The 14,095-nt window shown below is 71.2% G+C and carries 14 protein-coding genes; 6 read left to right on the forward strand and 8 right to left on the reverse strand.

The features are described from left to right. Positions 1–171 precede the first annotated feature (171 nt). Together OG386_RS29440 and OG386_RS29445 are read left to right on the forward strand one after the other, a co-directional pair. The gene (locus tag OG386_RS29440) at positions 172–789 is read left to right on the forward strand and encodes a TMEM165/GDT1 family protein (protein WP_443053220.1); all 618 of its coding nucleotides are present in this window, start codon (positions 172–174) and stop codon (positions 787–789) included. A 185-nt stretch (positions 790–974) separates the two neighbouring features. Continuing rightward, on the forward strand, positions 975–1,502 hold the full coding sequence (locus tag OG386_RS29445; RefSeq protein ID WP_328793404.1) for a DinB family protein: 528 nt from the start codon (positions 975–977) through the stop codon (positions 1,500–1,502). 95 nt (positions 1,503–1,597) lie between these two features. On the opposite strand, the gene OG386_RS29450 is transcribed toward OG386_RS29445, so the two are convergent. Both OG386_RS29450 and OG386_RS29455 read right to left on the reverse strand, forming a co-directional pair. After that, a complete protein-coding gene (locus OG386_RS29450) occupies positions 1,598–2,281 on the reverse strand; it encodes an HAD-IA family hydrolase (protein ID WP_328790599.1) in 684 nt (227 codons plus the stop codon). Positions 2,282–2,414: 133 nt separating this feature from the next. Beyond that, the gene (locus OG386_RS29455; RefSeq protein WP_328790600.1) at positions 2,415–3,359 is read right to left on the reverse strand and encodes a peptidoglycan-binding domain-containing protein; all 945 of its coding nucleotides are present in this window, start codon (positions 3,357–3,359) and stop codon (positions 2,415–2,417) included. A 126-nt stretch (positions 3,360–3,485) separates the two neighbouring features. Between OG386_RS29455 and OG386_RS29460 the strand changes: the two genes are divergently transcribed. After that, positions 3,486–5,555, forward strand: a complete 2,070-nt coding sequence (locus tag OG386_RS29460; protein WP_328790601.1) for an MDR family MFS transporter — start codon at positions 3,486–3,488, stop codon at positions 5,553–5,555. Positions 5,556–5,577: 22 nt separating this feature from the next. Here OG386_RS29460 and OG386_RS29465 read toward each other — a convergent pair whose 3' ends face one another. Together OG386_RS29465 and OG386_RS29470 are read right to left on the reverse strand one after the other, a co-directional pair. After that, positions 5,578–6,471, reverse strand: a complete 894-nt coding sequence (locus tag OG386_RS29465; RefSeq protein WP_328788620.1) for an IS982 family transposase — start codon at positions 6,469–6,471, stop codon at positions 5,578–5,580. A 113-nt stretch (positions 6,472–6,584) separates the two neighbouring features. Continuing rightward, positions 6,585–7,097 (reverse strand): GNAT family N-acetyltransferase, encoded by a 513-nt coding sequence (locus OG386_RS29470; RefSeq protein WP_328790602.1) that lies wholly within the window; start codon positions 7,095–7,097, stop codon positions 6,585–6,587. 107 nt (positions 7,098–7,204) lie between these two features. Between OG386_RS29470 and OG386_RS29475 the strand changes: the two genes are divergently transcribed. Beyond that, entirely contained in the window at positions 7,205–7,600 is a 396-nt protein-coding gene (locus tag OG386_RS29475) for a nuclear transport factor 2 family protein (RefSeq protein ID WP_328790603.1), read from the forward strand. A gap of 79 nt (positions 7,601–7,679) precedes the next feature. On the opposite strand, the gene OG386_RS29480 is transcribed toward OG386_RS29475, so the two are convergent. Together OG386_RS29480 and OG386_RS29485 are read right to left on the reverse strand one after the other, a co-directional pair. After that, positions 7,680–8,033 (reverse strand): antibiotic biosynthesis monooxygenase family protein, encoded by a 354-nt coding sequence (locus OG386_RS29480; protein WP_328790604.1) that lies wholly within the window; start codon positions 8,031–8,033, stop codon positions 7,680–7,682. Between the two features lie 208 nt (positions 8,034–8,241). After that, positions 8,242–8,445 (reverse strand): antitoxin, encoded by a 204-nt coding sequence (locus OG386_RS29485; protein WP_328790605.1) that lies wholly within the window; start codon positions 8,443–8,445, stop codon positions 8,242–8,244. Positions 8,446–8,700: 255 nt separating this feature from the next. Here OG386_RS29485 and OG386_RS29490 point away from each other — a divergent pair, with 255 nt between their 5' ends. Further along, on the forward strand, positions 8,701–10,728 hold the full coding sequence (locus tag OG386_RS29490) for a bifunctional glycosyltransferase 87/phosphatase PAP2 family protein (RefSeq protein WP_443053222.1): 2,028 nt from the start codon (positions 8,701–8,703) through the stop codon (positions 10,726–10,728). A 74-nt stretch (positions 10,729–10,802) separates the two neighbouring features. Here OG386_RS29490 and OG386_RS29495 read toward each other — a convergent pair whose 3' ends face one another. Then, positions 10,803–11,744 (reverse strand): GlxA family transcriptional regulator, encoded by a 942-nt coding sequence (locus OG386_RS29495; protein WP_328790606.1) that lies wholly within the window; start codon positions 11,742–11,744, stop codon positions 10,803–10,805. A gap of 107 nt (positions 11,745–11,851) precedes the next feature. Between OG386_RS29495 and OG386_RS29500 the strand changes: the two genes are divergently transcribed. Further along, on the forward strand, positions 11,852–12,409 hold the full coding sequence (locus OG386_RS29500; RefSeq protein ID WP_328790607.1) for a PaaI family thioesterase: 558 nt from the start codon (positions 11,852–11,854) through the stop codon (positions 12,407–12,409). Positions 12,410–12,841: 432 nt separating this feature from the next. On the opposite strand, the gene OG386_RS29505 is transcribed toward OG386_RS29500, so the two are convergent. Then, positions 12,842–14,086, reverse strand: coding sequence for a cytochrome P450 (locus OG386_RS29505; RefSeq protein WP_328790608.1), 1,245 nt, complete (start codon positions 14,084–14,086; stop codon positions 12,842–12,844). Positions 14,087–14,095: the final 9 nt, after the last annotated feature.

Genomic DNA, 14,095 nt, shown 5'->3' on the forward strand with positions numbered 1-14,095 from the left:
GCTGGGTCACACCAGCCGGCGCCCGGAGGCAGGCCGCGGACAGCGGCAGGCCAGCGAGACCTTCGGCCGCAGTGTCCTGTTCAGCGCAGGTGCGTTTCGTACGCGCACGCGCAAGTCAGGGCGCCGCCGAGCCGAAGCGACTCCTGACACACCCCAGGTCTCTCGGTCCCGATGGCGCCCTGCCCGACCGATCGAGGTTTCACCCCCGTGTTCAGCTTCAGCATCACGGCGATCGCCTTCGGCGTCGTCTTCCTTGCCGAACTCCCCGACAAGACGGCCCTCGCCGGCCTGATGCTCGGCACGCGCTACCGCGCCTCCTACGTCTTCGCGGGCGTCGCCGCCGCCTTCGCCGTACACGTCTCACTCGCCATCGCCGCAGGCAGCGTCCTCACGCTGCTCCCGCACCGGCTCGTCCAGGCCGTCGTCGGCATCCTCTTCCTGCTGGGTGCGGCCATGCTGCTCCTGAAGAAGGACGACGGGGAGGAGGAGGTCAAGCCGCCCGCCGACCAGTCCTTCTGGAAGGTCTCCGGGGCGGGCTTCATGCTGATCCTGGTGGCGGAGTTCGGCGACCTGACCCAGATCATGACCGCCAACCTCGCCGCCCGGTACGACAACCCCGTCTCGGTCGGCATCGGCGCCGTGCTCGCCCTGTGGGCGGTCGCGGGCATCGGCATCCTGGGCGGGCGCACCCTGATGAAGTACGTGCCGCTGCGGCTGATCACCAAGATCGCGGCTGCCGTGATGGCCGCACTGGCCGCGTTCTCGCTCTACGAGGCGATCGCGGGCTGACGCGTCGCAGGCGCGGGCCGGCGGCGGCGGATATCTCCTTGCGGGGAAGGGACGTGCAGGTCACGCTCGTGCACGTGACAGACACCACCGCCTCCACCGCCTCCGCCGGCCCCGCCGTCGAGCCCGCATCCCGATCCGCGTCCGCGCCGGTGTCCGCCGAGGACCGGCAGTTCGGCTGGTCCAACATGTTCGTCCACCCCGACGAGGACACCCGGACCGACGGCGGGTTCCAGGGCGAGCGCGCCGTACTCGCCGGCTACCTGCGCGACCAGCGCCTGACGCTGGAGCTCAAGTGCGCGGGCCTCGACGCGGAGGCCATGGCGCGGCGCTCGGTGGAACCGTCCAACCTGTCCCTCCTGGGTCTCGTGCGCCACCTCGCGGGCGTCGAGCAGTACTGGTTCCGGCAGGTCATGGCGGGCCAGGAGATACGTCGGCACTACCGCACGGAGGAGGACCGCGTGGGGGAGTTCACCGGCGCGGTGGCCGACCCCGAGGTGGTTGCGGACGCGTGGGCCACCTGGCGCGCCGAAGTCGCCTTCGCGGAACAACTGGTCGCGGAGGCCGCCGACCTGGGCGTCACGGGTGACAGCGGACACGGCGACGAGCCGATGGAGCTCCGCGAGGTCCTGGTCCACATGATCGAGGAATACGCCCGCCACAACGGCCACGCGGACTTCCTACGGGAACGCATCGACGGGCGAGTGGGGCAGTGAGGGCGGGGGCGGGGTCGGGGTCGGGGGCGGGGACCCAGGTCCCGGCCCCGCCCGACCTGGCCTCGTAGGTCCCGCGGCGTCCTGTGGTTCGGGTGTTAGGCCGCCGGGTGGAGGGTGATGGTGATCGAGCCGTCCGGGGTGGTCGTGACGTGGAGTGCCGTCAGGTCCGGGACGTGGGCCGTCGGGGCGTGGGCGGCTGCGCGGGGGCCCACGCCGATCACGCGCATGCCCGCCGCCCGGCCCGCGGTGATGCCCGCGGCCGAGTCCTCGAAGACGATGCAGTCGGCCGGATCCACGCCCAGCGCGGCGGCGCCCATGAGGAAGCCCTCGGGGTCGGGCTTGCTGGCCTGGACGGACTCGGCCGTGACCCGTACCTCGGGCATCGGCAGGGCAGCGGCGGTCATCCGCGCCGTGGCCAGGGCGGTGTCGGCGGAGGTGACCAGGGCGTGCGGCAGCCCGTCGATCGCGGCCATGAACTCCGGGGCGCCCGGGACCGGGACCACTCCGTCGGTGTCGGCCGTTTCGCGGGCCAGCATCACCGCGTTCTCGGCGTGGTTGACCTCCATGGGGCGGTCCGGCAGGAGTACGGCCATGGTGGCGTAGCCCTGGCGGCCGTGGACCACCTTCATGGCCTCCTGCGGGTCCAGCCCGTGGGAGACCGCCCAGTCGCGCCAGCAGCGCTCGACCACCGCGTCGGAGTTGACGATCGTGCCGTCCATGTCCAGGAGCAGGGCCTTGGCGGTGAGGGCGACGGGTGCGGTGGTGGTGCTGGCCGGCATCGGGGGACTCCAGACGGGGCGGGAAAGAGAACAAGTGGTTCCGTCCACCGGTCAGGGAGTGAGGACGGAACCACTTTGTTCCCTCACGATACAAAACAAAGGGCAGTGCTCGCCACCAGCGGACATGTGACGCTCATCCCTCCAGGGCCTTGCGGGTCACCGGACCGTAGAAGCCCCACTCCTGATCGTCGATGCCCCTGTCGTACTGGAACTCCGACACGGCCTCCTCCACCCGCCAGTCGAACCGACCGTTGATCCGCCCCCGGTACAGGCCCTGCGCCGCCAGCAGCCGCTGGAGCTTCTCCACCTCCGAACCCGAATCCCCGTGCCGCAGGGTCGGGGCCTGCTTGGGCGGCGGACTGGCGGAGCGGCTCGCGCTCGGAGACGGGCTGGGGGACGGGGGCGCCGATGTGCGGGAGGCGCTCGGCGACGGGGACGGCGACGGCGACGCCGACTTCGAGGCGCTCGGTGACGGGGAGGCCGAGGGGGAATGGCTGCCCTTGCTCGGGGACGGGCTCGCGGAGGGCGCGGCGGGGGCGGCGCTCGTCACGGGCGTCGACGCCTTCGCGTCCAGCAGCACGGCCTCGTTGTTCTCGGTGGAACCCGGGAGCGCCCACACCGCCACGGCCGTCCCGCTGAGGGCGACCGCCGCCGCGGCGCCGATCAACAGGGCGAGTGGCTTGCGGGCGGCCGGGCCGGTTCGCTTCTCCGGGCCCCCGCCCCCGCCCCCACCCCTTCCCGCTTTGCTGTCGTGCGTGTGGCCTGCTGACGGGATCGTCCGGAGCCGGACCGTCTCGGCCGGGTGCGAGGCGTGCGCAGGTCCGGCAGGCCCCGCAGGCCACGGCCCGTCCTGCGGCGGCACGGGTATCCCGTACGCAGGGGTGTCGTCCGGCGCCGGCGCCGGCGGCTCCGGGGCCACCACGCCGGACACGGGTTGCGGGGCCACCGGGGTGTCCGGCTCGGCGGGGTCGGACAGCGTCACGTACGGGCGGATGCGCAGGGGGTTGAAACCCGCACCCGGCACGCACCCGCAGCCGGCGCCGGCGGCACCGCATTCTGGACAGTGCTGACGGCTCACTGGACTCCCTCCCTGGTTATTGCCTGCGATTATGCAGACCCGCAGGGGACCTCCCAACCGTCCGAGAGGCCATAACCGGACACACCGCTCAGGATGGAGATGTTGATCCGGCCCCAGGAGGTACCGATGGCCCAGGACGTGAGTGCGCAGGGCCCGGGCCCCGTTTTCGACCCGGAGAAGACCGGCCCCGCCGCCGAGCACGCCTCCCGCGACGTCCTCGTCTCCATCGGAGCCCTGCTGCTGGGCCTGCTGATCGCCGCCCTCGACCAGACCATCGTCTCCACCGCCCTGCCGACCATCGTCAGCGACCTCGGCGGCATGGCGCACCTGTCCTGGGTCGTCACCGCCTACATGCTCGCCTCCACCGCCGCCACCCCCCTGTGGGGCAAGCTCGGCGACCAGTACGGACGCAAGAAGCTCTTCCAGTACGCCATCGTCCTCTTCCTCATCGGGTCGGCGCTGTGCGGGATCGCCCAGGACATGCCCCAGCTCATCGGCTTCCGCGCCCTGCAAGGCTTGGGCGGCGGCGGACTGATCGTGCTGTCGATGGCGATCGTCGGCGACATCGTCCCGCCGCGCGAACGCGGCAAGTACCAAGGCCTCTTCGGTGCCGTCTTCGGCGCGACCAGCGTGCTGGGCCCGCTGCTGGGCGGCCTGTTCGTGGACAACCTGTCGTGGCGCTGGGTCTTCTACATCAACCTCCCGATCGGTCTCGTCGCGCTCGTCGTCATCGCTGCCGTCCTGCACATTCCGGCGCGCTCCTCGCAGCACACCATCGACTACCTCGGTACGTTCCTCATCGCCTGCGTCGCCACGTGTCTCGTGCTCGTCGCCTCCCTCGGCGGTACCTGGGGCTGGGGTTCGGCCCAGATCATCGGCGTCGCCGTCCTCGGCGCCGTACTGCTCGTCTGCTTCCTCCTCGTGGAGCGCAAGGCCGCCGAACCCGTCCTGCCGCTGGGTCTGTTCCGCATCCGCACCTTCACCCTCTGCTCGGCGATCAGCTTCGTCGTCGGCTTCGCGATGTTCGGCGCGATGGTCTACCTGCCGACCTTCCTCCAGATCGTCCAGGGCGTCTCACCGACCATGTCCGGCGTCCACATGCTGCCGATGGTGATCGGCATGCTGCTCACCTCCACCGTCTCCGGCCAGATCGTCAGCCGTACCGGCCGCTGGAAGGTCTTCCCGATCGCGGGCACGGCCGTGACCGCGCTCGGTCTGCTCCTCCTGCACCAGTTGCACCGCACCAGCTCCACCTGGGAGATGAGCGTCTACTTCTTCGTCTTCGGCGCCGGACTGGGCCTGGTCATGCAGGTGCTCGTCCTGGTGGTGCAGAACGCCGTCAGCTACGCCGACCTCGGCGTCGCCACCTCCGGTGCCACCTTCTTCCGCTCCATCGGCGCCTCCTTCGGCGTCGCCATCTTCGGCACGGTCTTCACCAACCAGCTCGATGACAAGCTGGCCGCCTCCCTCGCGGGAGTCACGCTGCCGGCCGGTGCCAGCGTCGCGCAGCTGGAGGCCGACCCGCGGGCCATCGGCGCACTCCCCGCCGAGCTCCAGCCGCAGGTGCTCGACGCCTACGCGACCGCCATCACCGACGTGTTCCTCTACGCGGTGCCGATCGTCCTGATCGCCTTCGTGATCGCCTGGTTCCTGAAGGAGGACAAGCTCCGCGGTTCGGTCACCGCCCCGGACGTGACGGAGACCCTGGCTTCCAACCCGGTCCAGCGCTCCTCCCACGACGAGGTCGCCCGTGCCCTGTCGGTCCTCGGCACCCGTGAGGGACGCCGACACGTCTACGAGAAGATCACCGAGAAGGCGGGTTACGACCTGCTGCCCGCCTCCAGCTGGCTGCTGCTGCGGATCAAGAGGTACGGCTCCGCGGAGCCCGCGGTGCTCGCCGAGCGCGTCAACGTGCCGCTGAAGGTCGTCACGGACGCCGCCCGCCAGATCGAGGAGCGCGGGCTCGCCGTCCGGGAAGGGCTGCCCCTGGTCCTGACCGGCCAGGGGCGCGCGTGCGCCACGAAGCTCGCGGAGGCACGGCAGGAGTCCCTCGCCGAGCTCCTCGGCGACTGGTGGGGTCCGGACCGTCCGACGGACCTGGTGAAACTGGTGCGGCAGATCAACATGGAGCTGTGCGGTTCCGACGCCGAGGAGCCCTACGACGCCCTGCCCCGCCGGGACCACGCCGCCCCCTAGACGAGTAAGTCCGAAGTGCTGGTCAGTGGTCGTAGGCGATCAGTGATCGTGCGACCGGTGTTTCGTTGGATCGGTTGTGCCAGATGGCTGCGGTGAGGGCGAGGATGCGTTGTCCGACGCGGGCCAGGACTCCGGCTGGGGTTCTGGCCCCGTGTCGTTCGAGGTCGAGCTGGCCTTTGAGGGTGTCGTTGACCGACTCGATGAGCTGCCGGATCGGCTTGAGGAGGTGCTCACCCGGCCGGGGCTTCTTGTTGCGGTAGCTGGGCCGCAGCAGGGTCAGGCCGTGGTCGGCCATGAAGGCGTCCAGGTGCTTGGAGACGTAGCCCTTGTCGCCGACGATCGTCTGCCCGGGATGGGTGGCCAGCAGGTCCTGGTCGCCTGTGAGTATGTCGGCCAGGACCTCGCGTTCGTCGGTTTTGGGGTTGGCCAGGGCCCAGGCGATTGGCAGGCCGCCGGGTGTGCAGAGCAGGTGCAGGCGCAGGCCCCAGAAGAACCGTGAGTGCGAGGGGCAGTAGGAGTAGGCGGCCAAGCCGGCGAGGTCGGATCGTTTGACGGTGGGTCGGGAGCGTGCACATTCGACGGGTGTGGAGTCCACGACCCATACGTCGTCGTGCCACAGGTCGGTGTCGCGGGCGAGGGTGCGGATGAAGCGGCTGAGCAGGGTGTTTGCGGCCCGTAAACGCTTGTTGTAGCCGGACTGTTCGGGCAGGTAGGGGAATTCGGCGGCTAGATGGGTGCGGGCGAACCGCAGCCAGCGTGCCTCGGAGACGAAGCCGAGCAGGGCCTGCATGACCGCGAGTGTCAACAGTTCGGCGTCCGTCAGCCTCGGCGGACGGCCTGTCCGCCGCGTTCCTGCCAGAGAGTCATCGATCCTCACGTACAGTGCAGTCGCGAGGGTCTCCAGGTTTGTCGTCACAAACGAACCAACGAGACCCTCGCTTCATGCGCCCGAAGACTTCGGACTTACTCGTCTAGGCCGCCGTGCTAGGCCGCCGGGCCGGTGCGCGGCTCGGTCGCCGGGACGCGGGCTCAGGCCAGGCGCTTCTCGAACCAGTGGTCTGCGTACGGGCCGGAGTTGTAAGCCGGTATTTCTGCATACCCGTGCCGCGCGTACAACGCCCGGGCCTCCACGAGGTCCGATCGGGTGTCCAGCCGGACCCGCTCGGCGCCGAGCGCACGGGCCTCAGCCTCCAGGACCTCCAGCAGGGCCGCCCCGCCGCCCGTTCCGCGGGCGCGCCGGTCGACGTACACCCTGGTGAGCTCGGCGGTCCGGGGGTCTATCAGTCGGATCCCGCCGCACGCCAGGGGCTCGCCGTCGAGTCTGCCGACGACGAACCGTCCCGTCGGTGGGGTCAGCCCGTCGTCCGGGAAGTCCACCAGTCCTTGGTCGATCTCGGCCTCGGTGACCTGCCGGTTCCAGTAACGGCCGGCGACCTCCGCGTAGTACGCGCGGCGCAGGGCGGTGGCGTCCCGGGTGGTGAAGGGTTCGGGGGTCACGGTCCACGACAGGGTGGGTGTGCGGTGTTCGCTGTGAGTGGTCATGGCGTCATTGTGGAGTTCGCGGCGGATCTCTCGCGTGGAATATCCACAAGGCCGGGCCGATGATAGGAAAAAGGACATTCCCTGCGTACCCGGAGGGTGGGAACGCCATGTCAGAGCATCCCGACTGTGCCCTGGTCCGCCGTGGCTACGAGGCTTTCGGCAGGGGCGACATGGAGACGATGAGCACGTTGCTGACGGCCGATGCCATCCACCACGTGCCGGGCAGCAACCCGCTGTCCGGGCATCACAAGGGGCGGGAGAACGTCCTGGACCTGTACCGCCGCCTCGGCGAGGAGACGAACGGCACCTTCCAAGTGGATCTGGAATCGGTGCTGGCGGACGGGCGGGGGCACGTGATGAGCTTCCACACGGTACGAGCCGACCGCGGTGACCGCGGCATCGAGATCCGCCAGGGGCTCTTCTTCACGATCATCGGGAACAAGATCACCGATGTCGACCAGTGCACCGCTGACATCGACGAGGAAGACGTCTTCTGGAGCTGAGGTTCCGCCGCGTCTCCGCCCGCCGTGCCGCGGGCCCGGGTCGGGCCGGCCCCGACCCGGGCCCGCGGCACGCATCGCGTCAGGCCTGCTTCGGCGCCGCCTGCTGCACGACCTCGAACGACCACACCGTCGAGGCGGAAGCCGCGGGCTTCGGCCGCTCGCCGCCGCCCTCGCCGCCCTGGCCTCCGCCCTGGCCGCCGCCCTGGTGGGCGGCCTTCATCGGGCCCTCCATCCACGCCTGGAAATCCTGCTCCGAACGCCAGCGCGTGTAGACCAGGTACTGGTCCGTGCCCTCCACCGGGCGCAGCAGCTCGAACCACTCGAACCCGTCCGAGTTCTCCACCATCCCGGCCCGGGAGGCGAAGCGCTGCTCCAGGATCTCCCGCTGCTCGGCGGGAACCGTCAGTACGTTGATCTTTACGACGCTAGGCACAGGACACCTCTCATGAAACACCGGCCAGGCCGTACGCCCGGCCTTGACGACATGCGTGCAGTGTCCTACACCCACCCCTCCGGAAGGCGCCGGCGATCCGGCCCGGCTCGTAACGGACCCCCGCCGCAGGGCCGTAGACGCGTGGACGACCAGACGCGCAGACGCAGGGGCCGCACCGCGGTGCGGCCCCTGCCTCGAAGCCGACGTCTCAGGTCTGGGGCGGCCTGCTCCCACCGGGCGCGGGCGGCTCCTTGCCGATCTGTTCGTTGAGCTTCTGCTGCGCCGTGTCGACCTGGCTCTGGTACTTGTTCCCGGTCTTCGCGTCGAAGGCGTCTCCGGCCTTCTCGACGCCTTGGCGGGCCTGGTCAGGGTGTCCCTTGATGAGGTCCTTGAGCTTGTCAAGCATGGACATGAGCCGTCCTCTCCACGGAATGCCTGTCCACCTCAGCTTCGCCACGAAGTCCGGTGTCCGCACCTGGAGGGCCCGCAGCTCCCCGGTCCGGCCGGTCGGGGAGAGGGCTTCGCAGGTCGGCGCGCGTGTCGGTCTTCGCGATGCCCGTGAGGGCCCTCCAACGCATCCCGCGGGGGATATCGTCGTGCGGGTAATGGAGCGCGGCAGCCAGGCGAAGTCAGGGTTGCGGTCAACAGGGCGGGAGGCCGGCGAGGCGTGGCTAACGCGGCAGAGCACAGCGGTGCGAACGGACATGCCGGAGTCATAGGCGGTCACGGCAGGCTCGGGGCGGCTCGGCTTCTTCTATGGGCGCTGGCCGGCGCACTCGCCGTCAGACAGGCCGCCTCCGTGCTGCGGGTGCCACCGGTCGAGTGGCTGAGCGGCTTCCACCTCCCCGGCAGCCTGCCCGGATCGGTCTACGACACCGGCCAGTTCTCCGACACCCCCTTCGCCGGACTGGTCCTCAAGCCGCTGGTCGGCCTGGCCGCCCCGTCGTTGGAGGTCGCCTGGACCCTCGTGACGCTGCTGTGCGTCGCCGCCATCGGGCTCGTCGCCGCCCGCGGCCTGCCCGACCCGGTGCCGCGGCGCACCGCGCTGCTCGCCGCACCCGTGCTCACGGCCCTGATGATGGTCTCGCTGCCCGTGCGCGAGGCCGCCTCACCCGGCCAGACCGCCGTCCTGCCCGTTCTGCTGGTGCTCCTCGCCGTGTTCCGCGTGCCCGGCGACCGGCCCGCCGGTTTCCTCGTCGGTCTCGCCGCCGCGCTCCAGCCCGCGCTGCTGCTGTTCGCCCCGCTGCTGTGGCTGACCGGACGCCGCCCCACCGCGCGGAGCGCCTCCGCGACCTTCGCCGGAGCCACCGCGCTGTCCTGGGCGGCCATGCCGCGCGACTCCTGGACGTACTGGGTCCAGCACCTGGCCGGTACCGGCCTCGGCGGAGCTCCCGACGGCCTCGCCAACCAGTCCGTGCACGGCGCGCTGCTGCGCTTCGGCCTGACCGGACCGCTCGAAATCCTGCTGTACGCCGCCCTCGCGTCCTCCATCGTCTGGATCGGCCTGCGCCGCGCGGTCCGCTACGCCCGCGACGGCCAGCTGCTGCTCGCCGTCGCCGTCACCGGCTGCGTGGCCGTCGCCGTGTCCCCGACCGGCTGGCGCCACCAGCTGCTGTGGGTGCTCCTCGCCGTCGCCGGCAAGGTGGGCAAGCGCGCCGCCGACCGGCCGGTGTGGCCGGTGGCCGTGGTCCTGGCCATGACCCTGCCGAGCACGATGCTGCTGCCGAACCTGGCCGCGCTGGCTCCCGTACGCGACAACGTGCTGCTGCTCGCCGCCGTGGCCGCGGCCTGCGCCGTACCGTTCCTGCCGCGCTCGTCGGCGTACTGGCGCGAGCCCGTACCCACCGACTACGGGCGGCCCGCGGCGGCCCGCTGGGCGCGGGTGCCGCTGATGCCGTTCTGGCGGCGGGTGCTGTCCCGCCCGAACCTGCTGCTGGAACTCCTGCTGATACGGGTGGGCTACTCGATCTACTCGCACATCCGGGCCGCCGCACCCACCAGCCGCAGCCTCGCGGAGGGCAACGGCAGCCAGATCCACGGGATCGAGCGCGCGCTGGGCATCGACATCGAACACGCCGTGAACCACGCCGTGGTGAACACGCCCTGGTTGGAGGCGTTCTTCAACTTCTACTACACCTCCTTCCACTTCGTGGTCCCGCTGACGATCCTGGGAGTCCTGTACTGGCGGCGCCCCGGCGACTACCGGTGGGCGCGGGCCTCGCTGGGGCTGGCCACGGTGTTGGCCCTCATAGGCTTTTGGCTCTACCCGCTCGCGCCGCCGCGCCTGATGCCCGGCCTCGGCTTCATCGACACCGTGCACGGGCCGCAGGACCTGGCCAACCCCTCGTACGGGGCCATGACCGCGATTTCCAACCAGTACGCGGCGATGCCCTCGCTGCACTTCGGCTGGTCGCTGTGGTGCGGGATCGTGATCGTGGTGCTGGCGCCGAAGGGCTGGCAGAAGCTGCTCGGGGCGCTGCACCCGCTGATCACGGTGTGCGCGATCGTGGCCACCGCCAACCACTGGGTGCTGGACGCCGTGGGCGGGGCCGTGGTCGTGTCCGCCGGCTTCGGGCTCGTGTACGCCCTGTCCGGGCCGCGGGGCCTGCACGTGAGCCTCCCGGCGCAGCAGCGCAGGGACGACGCGGAACGGGCGGCGTCCGCCGCCGCGCCCGTCGCGGGGTCGCGTTCCTAGGGCCGTCTCCTCTCGCCCCGGGGCGCGCCTCCGTGGGGGCCCACGGAACGCGTCCGCGTCCGCCGCCGTCGCGATCAGCCTCCGTCGCGCCGCCTGCGCAGCAGCGTGCGCAACGGTCCCGGGCTCTCGTACCCGACCCGCCGGGCGACCGCCGCCAGCGGCAGGTCCGTGGTGCGCAACAAGTGTTCGGCCTGCTCCACCCGCAAGTCCTGCACCAGCCCGACGGGCGTGCGGCCGAGCGTACGGGCGACCGCACGCTGGAGGGTGCGCTCGCTCACGCCGAGCTCCCGGGCCGCCTCCGCGATCGGCGCCGGTTCCGCGAGTCGGGTCCGCGCCCACTGCTCGAAGGCGGCGACGAGCGGGTCGTGGCGGGCCAGGGCGCTGGGGATGGCGTACGCCGCCTGTGAGGCGCGGTCGTCGACGACGAGGTAGTGCCGGACCAGATCCGCGAGGGCGGGGCTGCGCGTGCCGACGATCGACAGGGCCAGGTCGAGATGGCTGAACGCGGCGCCCGCCGTGGTGACCCCGCCGGAGCTGACGACCATCCGGGTCTCGTCGAGCGTGACCCGGCGGTAGCGGTCCCGGAAGAAGGGGGCCAGCCACCAACTGGTCGTCGCCCGCTGTCCGTCCAGCACCCCGGCCTCGGCCAACAGGAACGTCCCGGTGCAGGACGTGGCCAGCGGGGTGCCGCGCTCGAGGGCCTCGGTCAGGATCCGGCGGGCCGGGCGGTGCGCGGCCGACGCGACGGCCTCGACGAGGGCCTCCGGGCGGCGCTCCATCAGCGCGGGCACCACCAGCAGGTCCGCGTCCTCGGCCACGGCGGCCGGTTCGGTGTCGATGCGGTGGCCGAGCCCGGTGCGGACCCGGCGCCGCACGCCGACCGTGCGGATGTCGAAGGCGGGCGGCGGGGCTCCGGCCACCCGGCCGCGCAGCACGTCGGCGGTGTGCAGCACGTCCAGGACGGCGGAGATGCCCGAGTCGAAGACCCCGTCGAGGGCCAGTACGGCAACTTTCACCGCTCCACCGTAGCGTCGCCCGGTCCGGCAGGGGCTGTCGGAATCCGTACGGAGGCTGCCGGATCCGACACTCCCGATCTGCCCGGGCCGTGCCTAGGGTCGTTGCCATGACCACGTATGAGACCAGTGCCCCCGAGGCCGATGCCGATGCCGATGCCGTCGAGATCGGCGCCGCGCTCCGCAGCCGTACGCACACCTGGCAGCCGCGGCCGGAGATGACCCCGGAGATCCTCGGCATGAGCGGACTGGAGATCCTCCGGGCCAGCCTCAAGGGCGAACTGCCCGGCGCGTCGATGATGAGCACCCTGGGCTTCCGGCTCACCGAGGCCGCCGAGGGCGTCGCCGTCTTCGAGGGGGACCCGGGCGACCACCTGCTCAACCCCATGGGGACGGTGCACGGCGGCTTTCTGGCGACCCTGCTCGACTCGGCGCTCGGCTCGTCCGTGATGACCCTGCTCCCGGCCGGCACCGCCTACACCACGGTGCAGCTCGGGGTGCACATGATCCGGCCGGTCATGGCGGACACCCCCACCCTGCGGTGCGAGGGCACCGCCCTGCACGTGGGGCGGACCACCGCCACTGCGGAGGCGCGGGTCACGGGGACGCATGACGGGAAGCTCTACGCCCATGCGACTACGACGTGTGCGATCTTGCGCATGGGCTGACCGCGGCCATGTCCGGGCCGCGGTCAGCCCGGCCCAGGCCGAAGGGGCGCCGGGGCGCACATCGCCCCGGCGCCCCTTCGGCTGGATCGCCGCTGTTTGTCAGGATCACCCGGTTCGGGTCGGGCCGCCACTCGAACGGGTGCGGCGCCGTTGCGGGGGCGCTGCCCCCGAGCCCCCGCGCCTCAAACGCCGGCGGGGCTGAATGGGCGGGGCTCCGCCCCCGGCCCCGCGCCTCAAGCGCCGGCGGGCTGGAGGGGAAGCGGCGGGGCTGGAGGTGCTGGAAGAGCTGGAGGGGGAAGGGGCGCCTCAAGCGTCGGCGGGGCTGGGAGGGAGCCGGCTGGGGTGGGAGGGAGGCGGCCGGGGTGGAAGGGGGATGTGGGGCTGGGAGAACGGGGGGCCGCCGCGGGCCGCGCGGCTCAAGTGTTGGTGGGGCTAGGGGTGGGTGACGCGGAGTTCCTTGATGCCGTTGAGCCAGGCCGCGCGGAGGCGGCGTGGGGGTTCGGACGTCAGGTGGAGGTTCGGGAGGGCGTCGGCCAGGGCGTTGAAGATCAGGTCGATCTCCATCACGGCGAGGGACTTGCCGAGGCAGAAGTGCGGGCCGCCGCCGCCGAAGCCCAAGTGGGGGTTGGGGTCACGGGTGATGTCGAAGACGTCCGGGTTCGTGAAGACCTCGGGGTCGTGGTTGGCGGAGGAGTAGAACATCCCCACCCGGTCGCCCGCCTTGATCTTCGCGCCGCCCAGTTCGGTGTCCTGGGTGGCGGTGCGCTGGAAGGACACCACCGGGGTGGCCCAGCGGACGATCTCCTCGGCGGCCGTCGACGGCCGCGTCGCCTTGTAGAGCTCCCACTGCTCGGGATGGGTCAGGAAGGCGTGCATGCCGTGGCTGATGGCGTTGCGCGTGGTCTCGTTGCCCGCGACCGCCAGCAGCAGCACGAAGAAGCCGAACTCGTCGGAGCCGAGGTTGCCCTGGCCCTCGGCCGCCACCAGCTGCGTGACGATGTCCTTGGCCGGACATTCCTTGCGCTGGGCGGAGAGGTTCATCGCGTAACCGATGAGCTCCATCGCCGCGTTGGAGCCGACCTCCTCGGTGATCGCGTACTCCGGGTCGTCATAGGCGATCATCTTGTTCGACCAGTCGAAGATCTTCGCGCGGTCCTTCTGCGGTACGCCGATCAGTTCGGCGATGGCCTGAAGCGGGAGCTCGCACGCCACCTGCGTGACGAAGTCGAAGCTGCCGTCGGCCGCCGTGGCCACGGCCTCCTCGACGATCTTCCGGGCGCGGTCCCGCAGGGCCTCTTCCAGGCCGCGGATGGCCCGGGGGGTGAAGCCGCGCTGCACGATCTGGCGCACGCGGGTGTGTTCCGGCGGGTCCATGTTCAGCATGATCAGACGCTGGGCATCTATCGCATCACGCGGAATGTGCTCGTTGAAGCGGATGATCGCGGTGTTGGTCGTCGAGGAGAACAGTTCCGGGTGCGTGGAGACGTACTTGACGTCCGCGTGCCGGGTCACGGCCCAGTAGCCCTCGTCGTCGAAGCCGGTGACGCCCCGCCGCTGCGGGCACCACCACACGGGCGCGGTCTGCCGCAGCTGCGCGAACTCCGGGAAGGGGACGCGGCTCTGGAGCAGGTCTGGGTCGGTGGCGTCGAAGCCTTCGGGCAGTGCGGGGCAGGACATCGGGCAACT

The organism is Streptomyces sp. NBC_00273 (assembly GCF_036178145.1).
Taxonomy (GTDB): Bacteria; Actinomycetota; Actinomycetes; order Streptomycetales; family Streptomycetaceae; genus Streptomyces.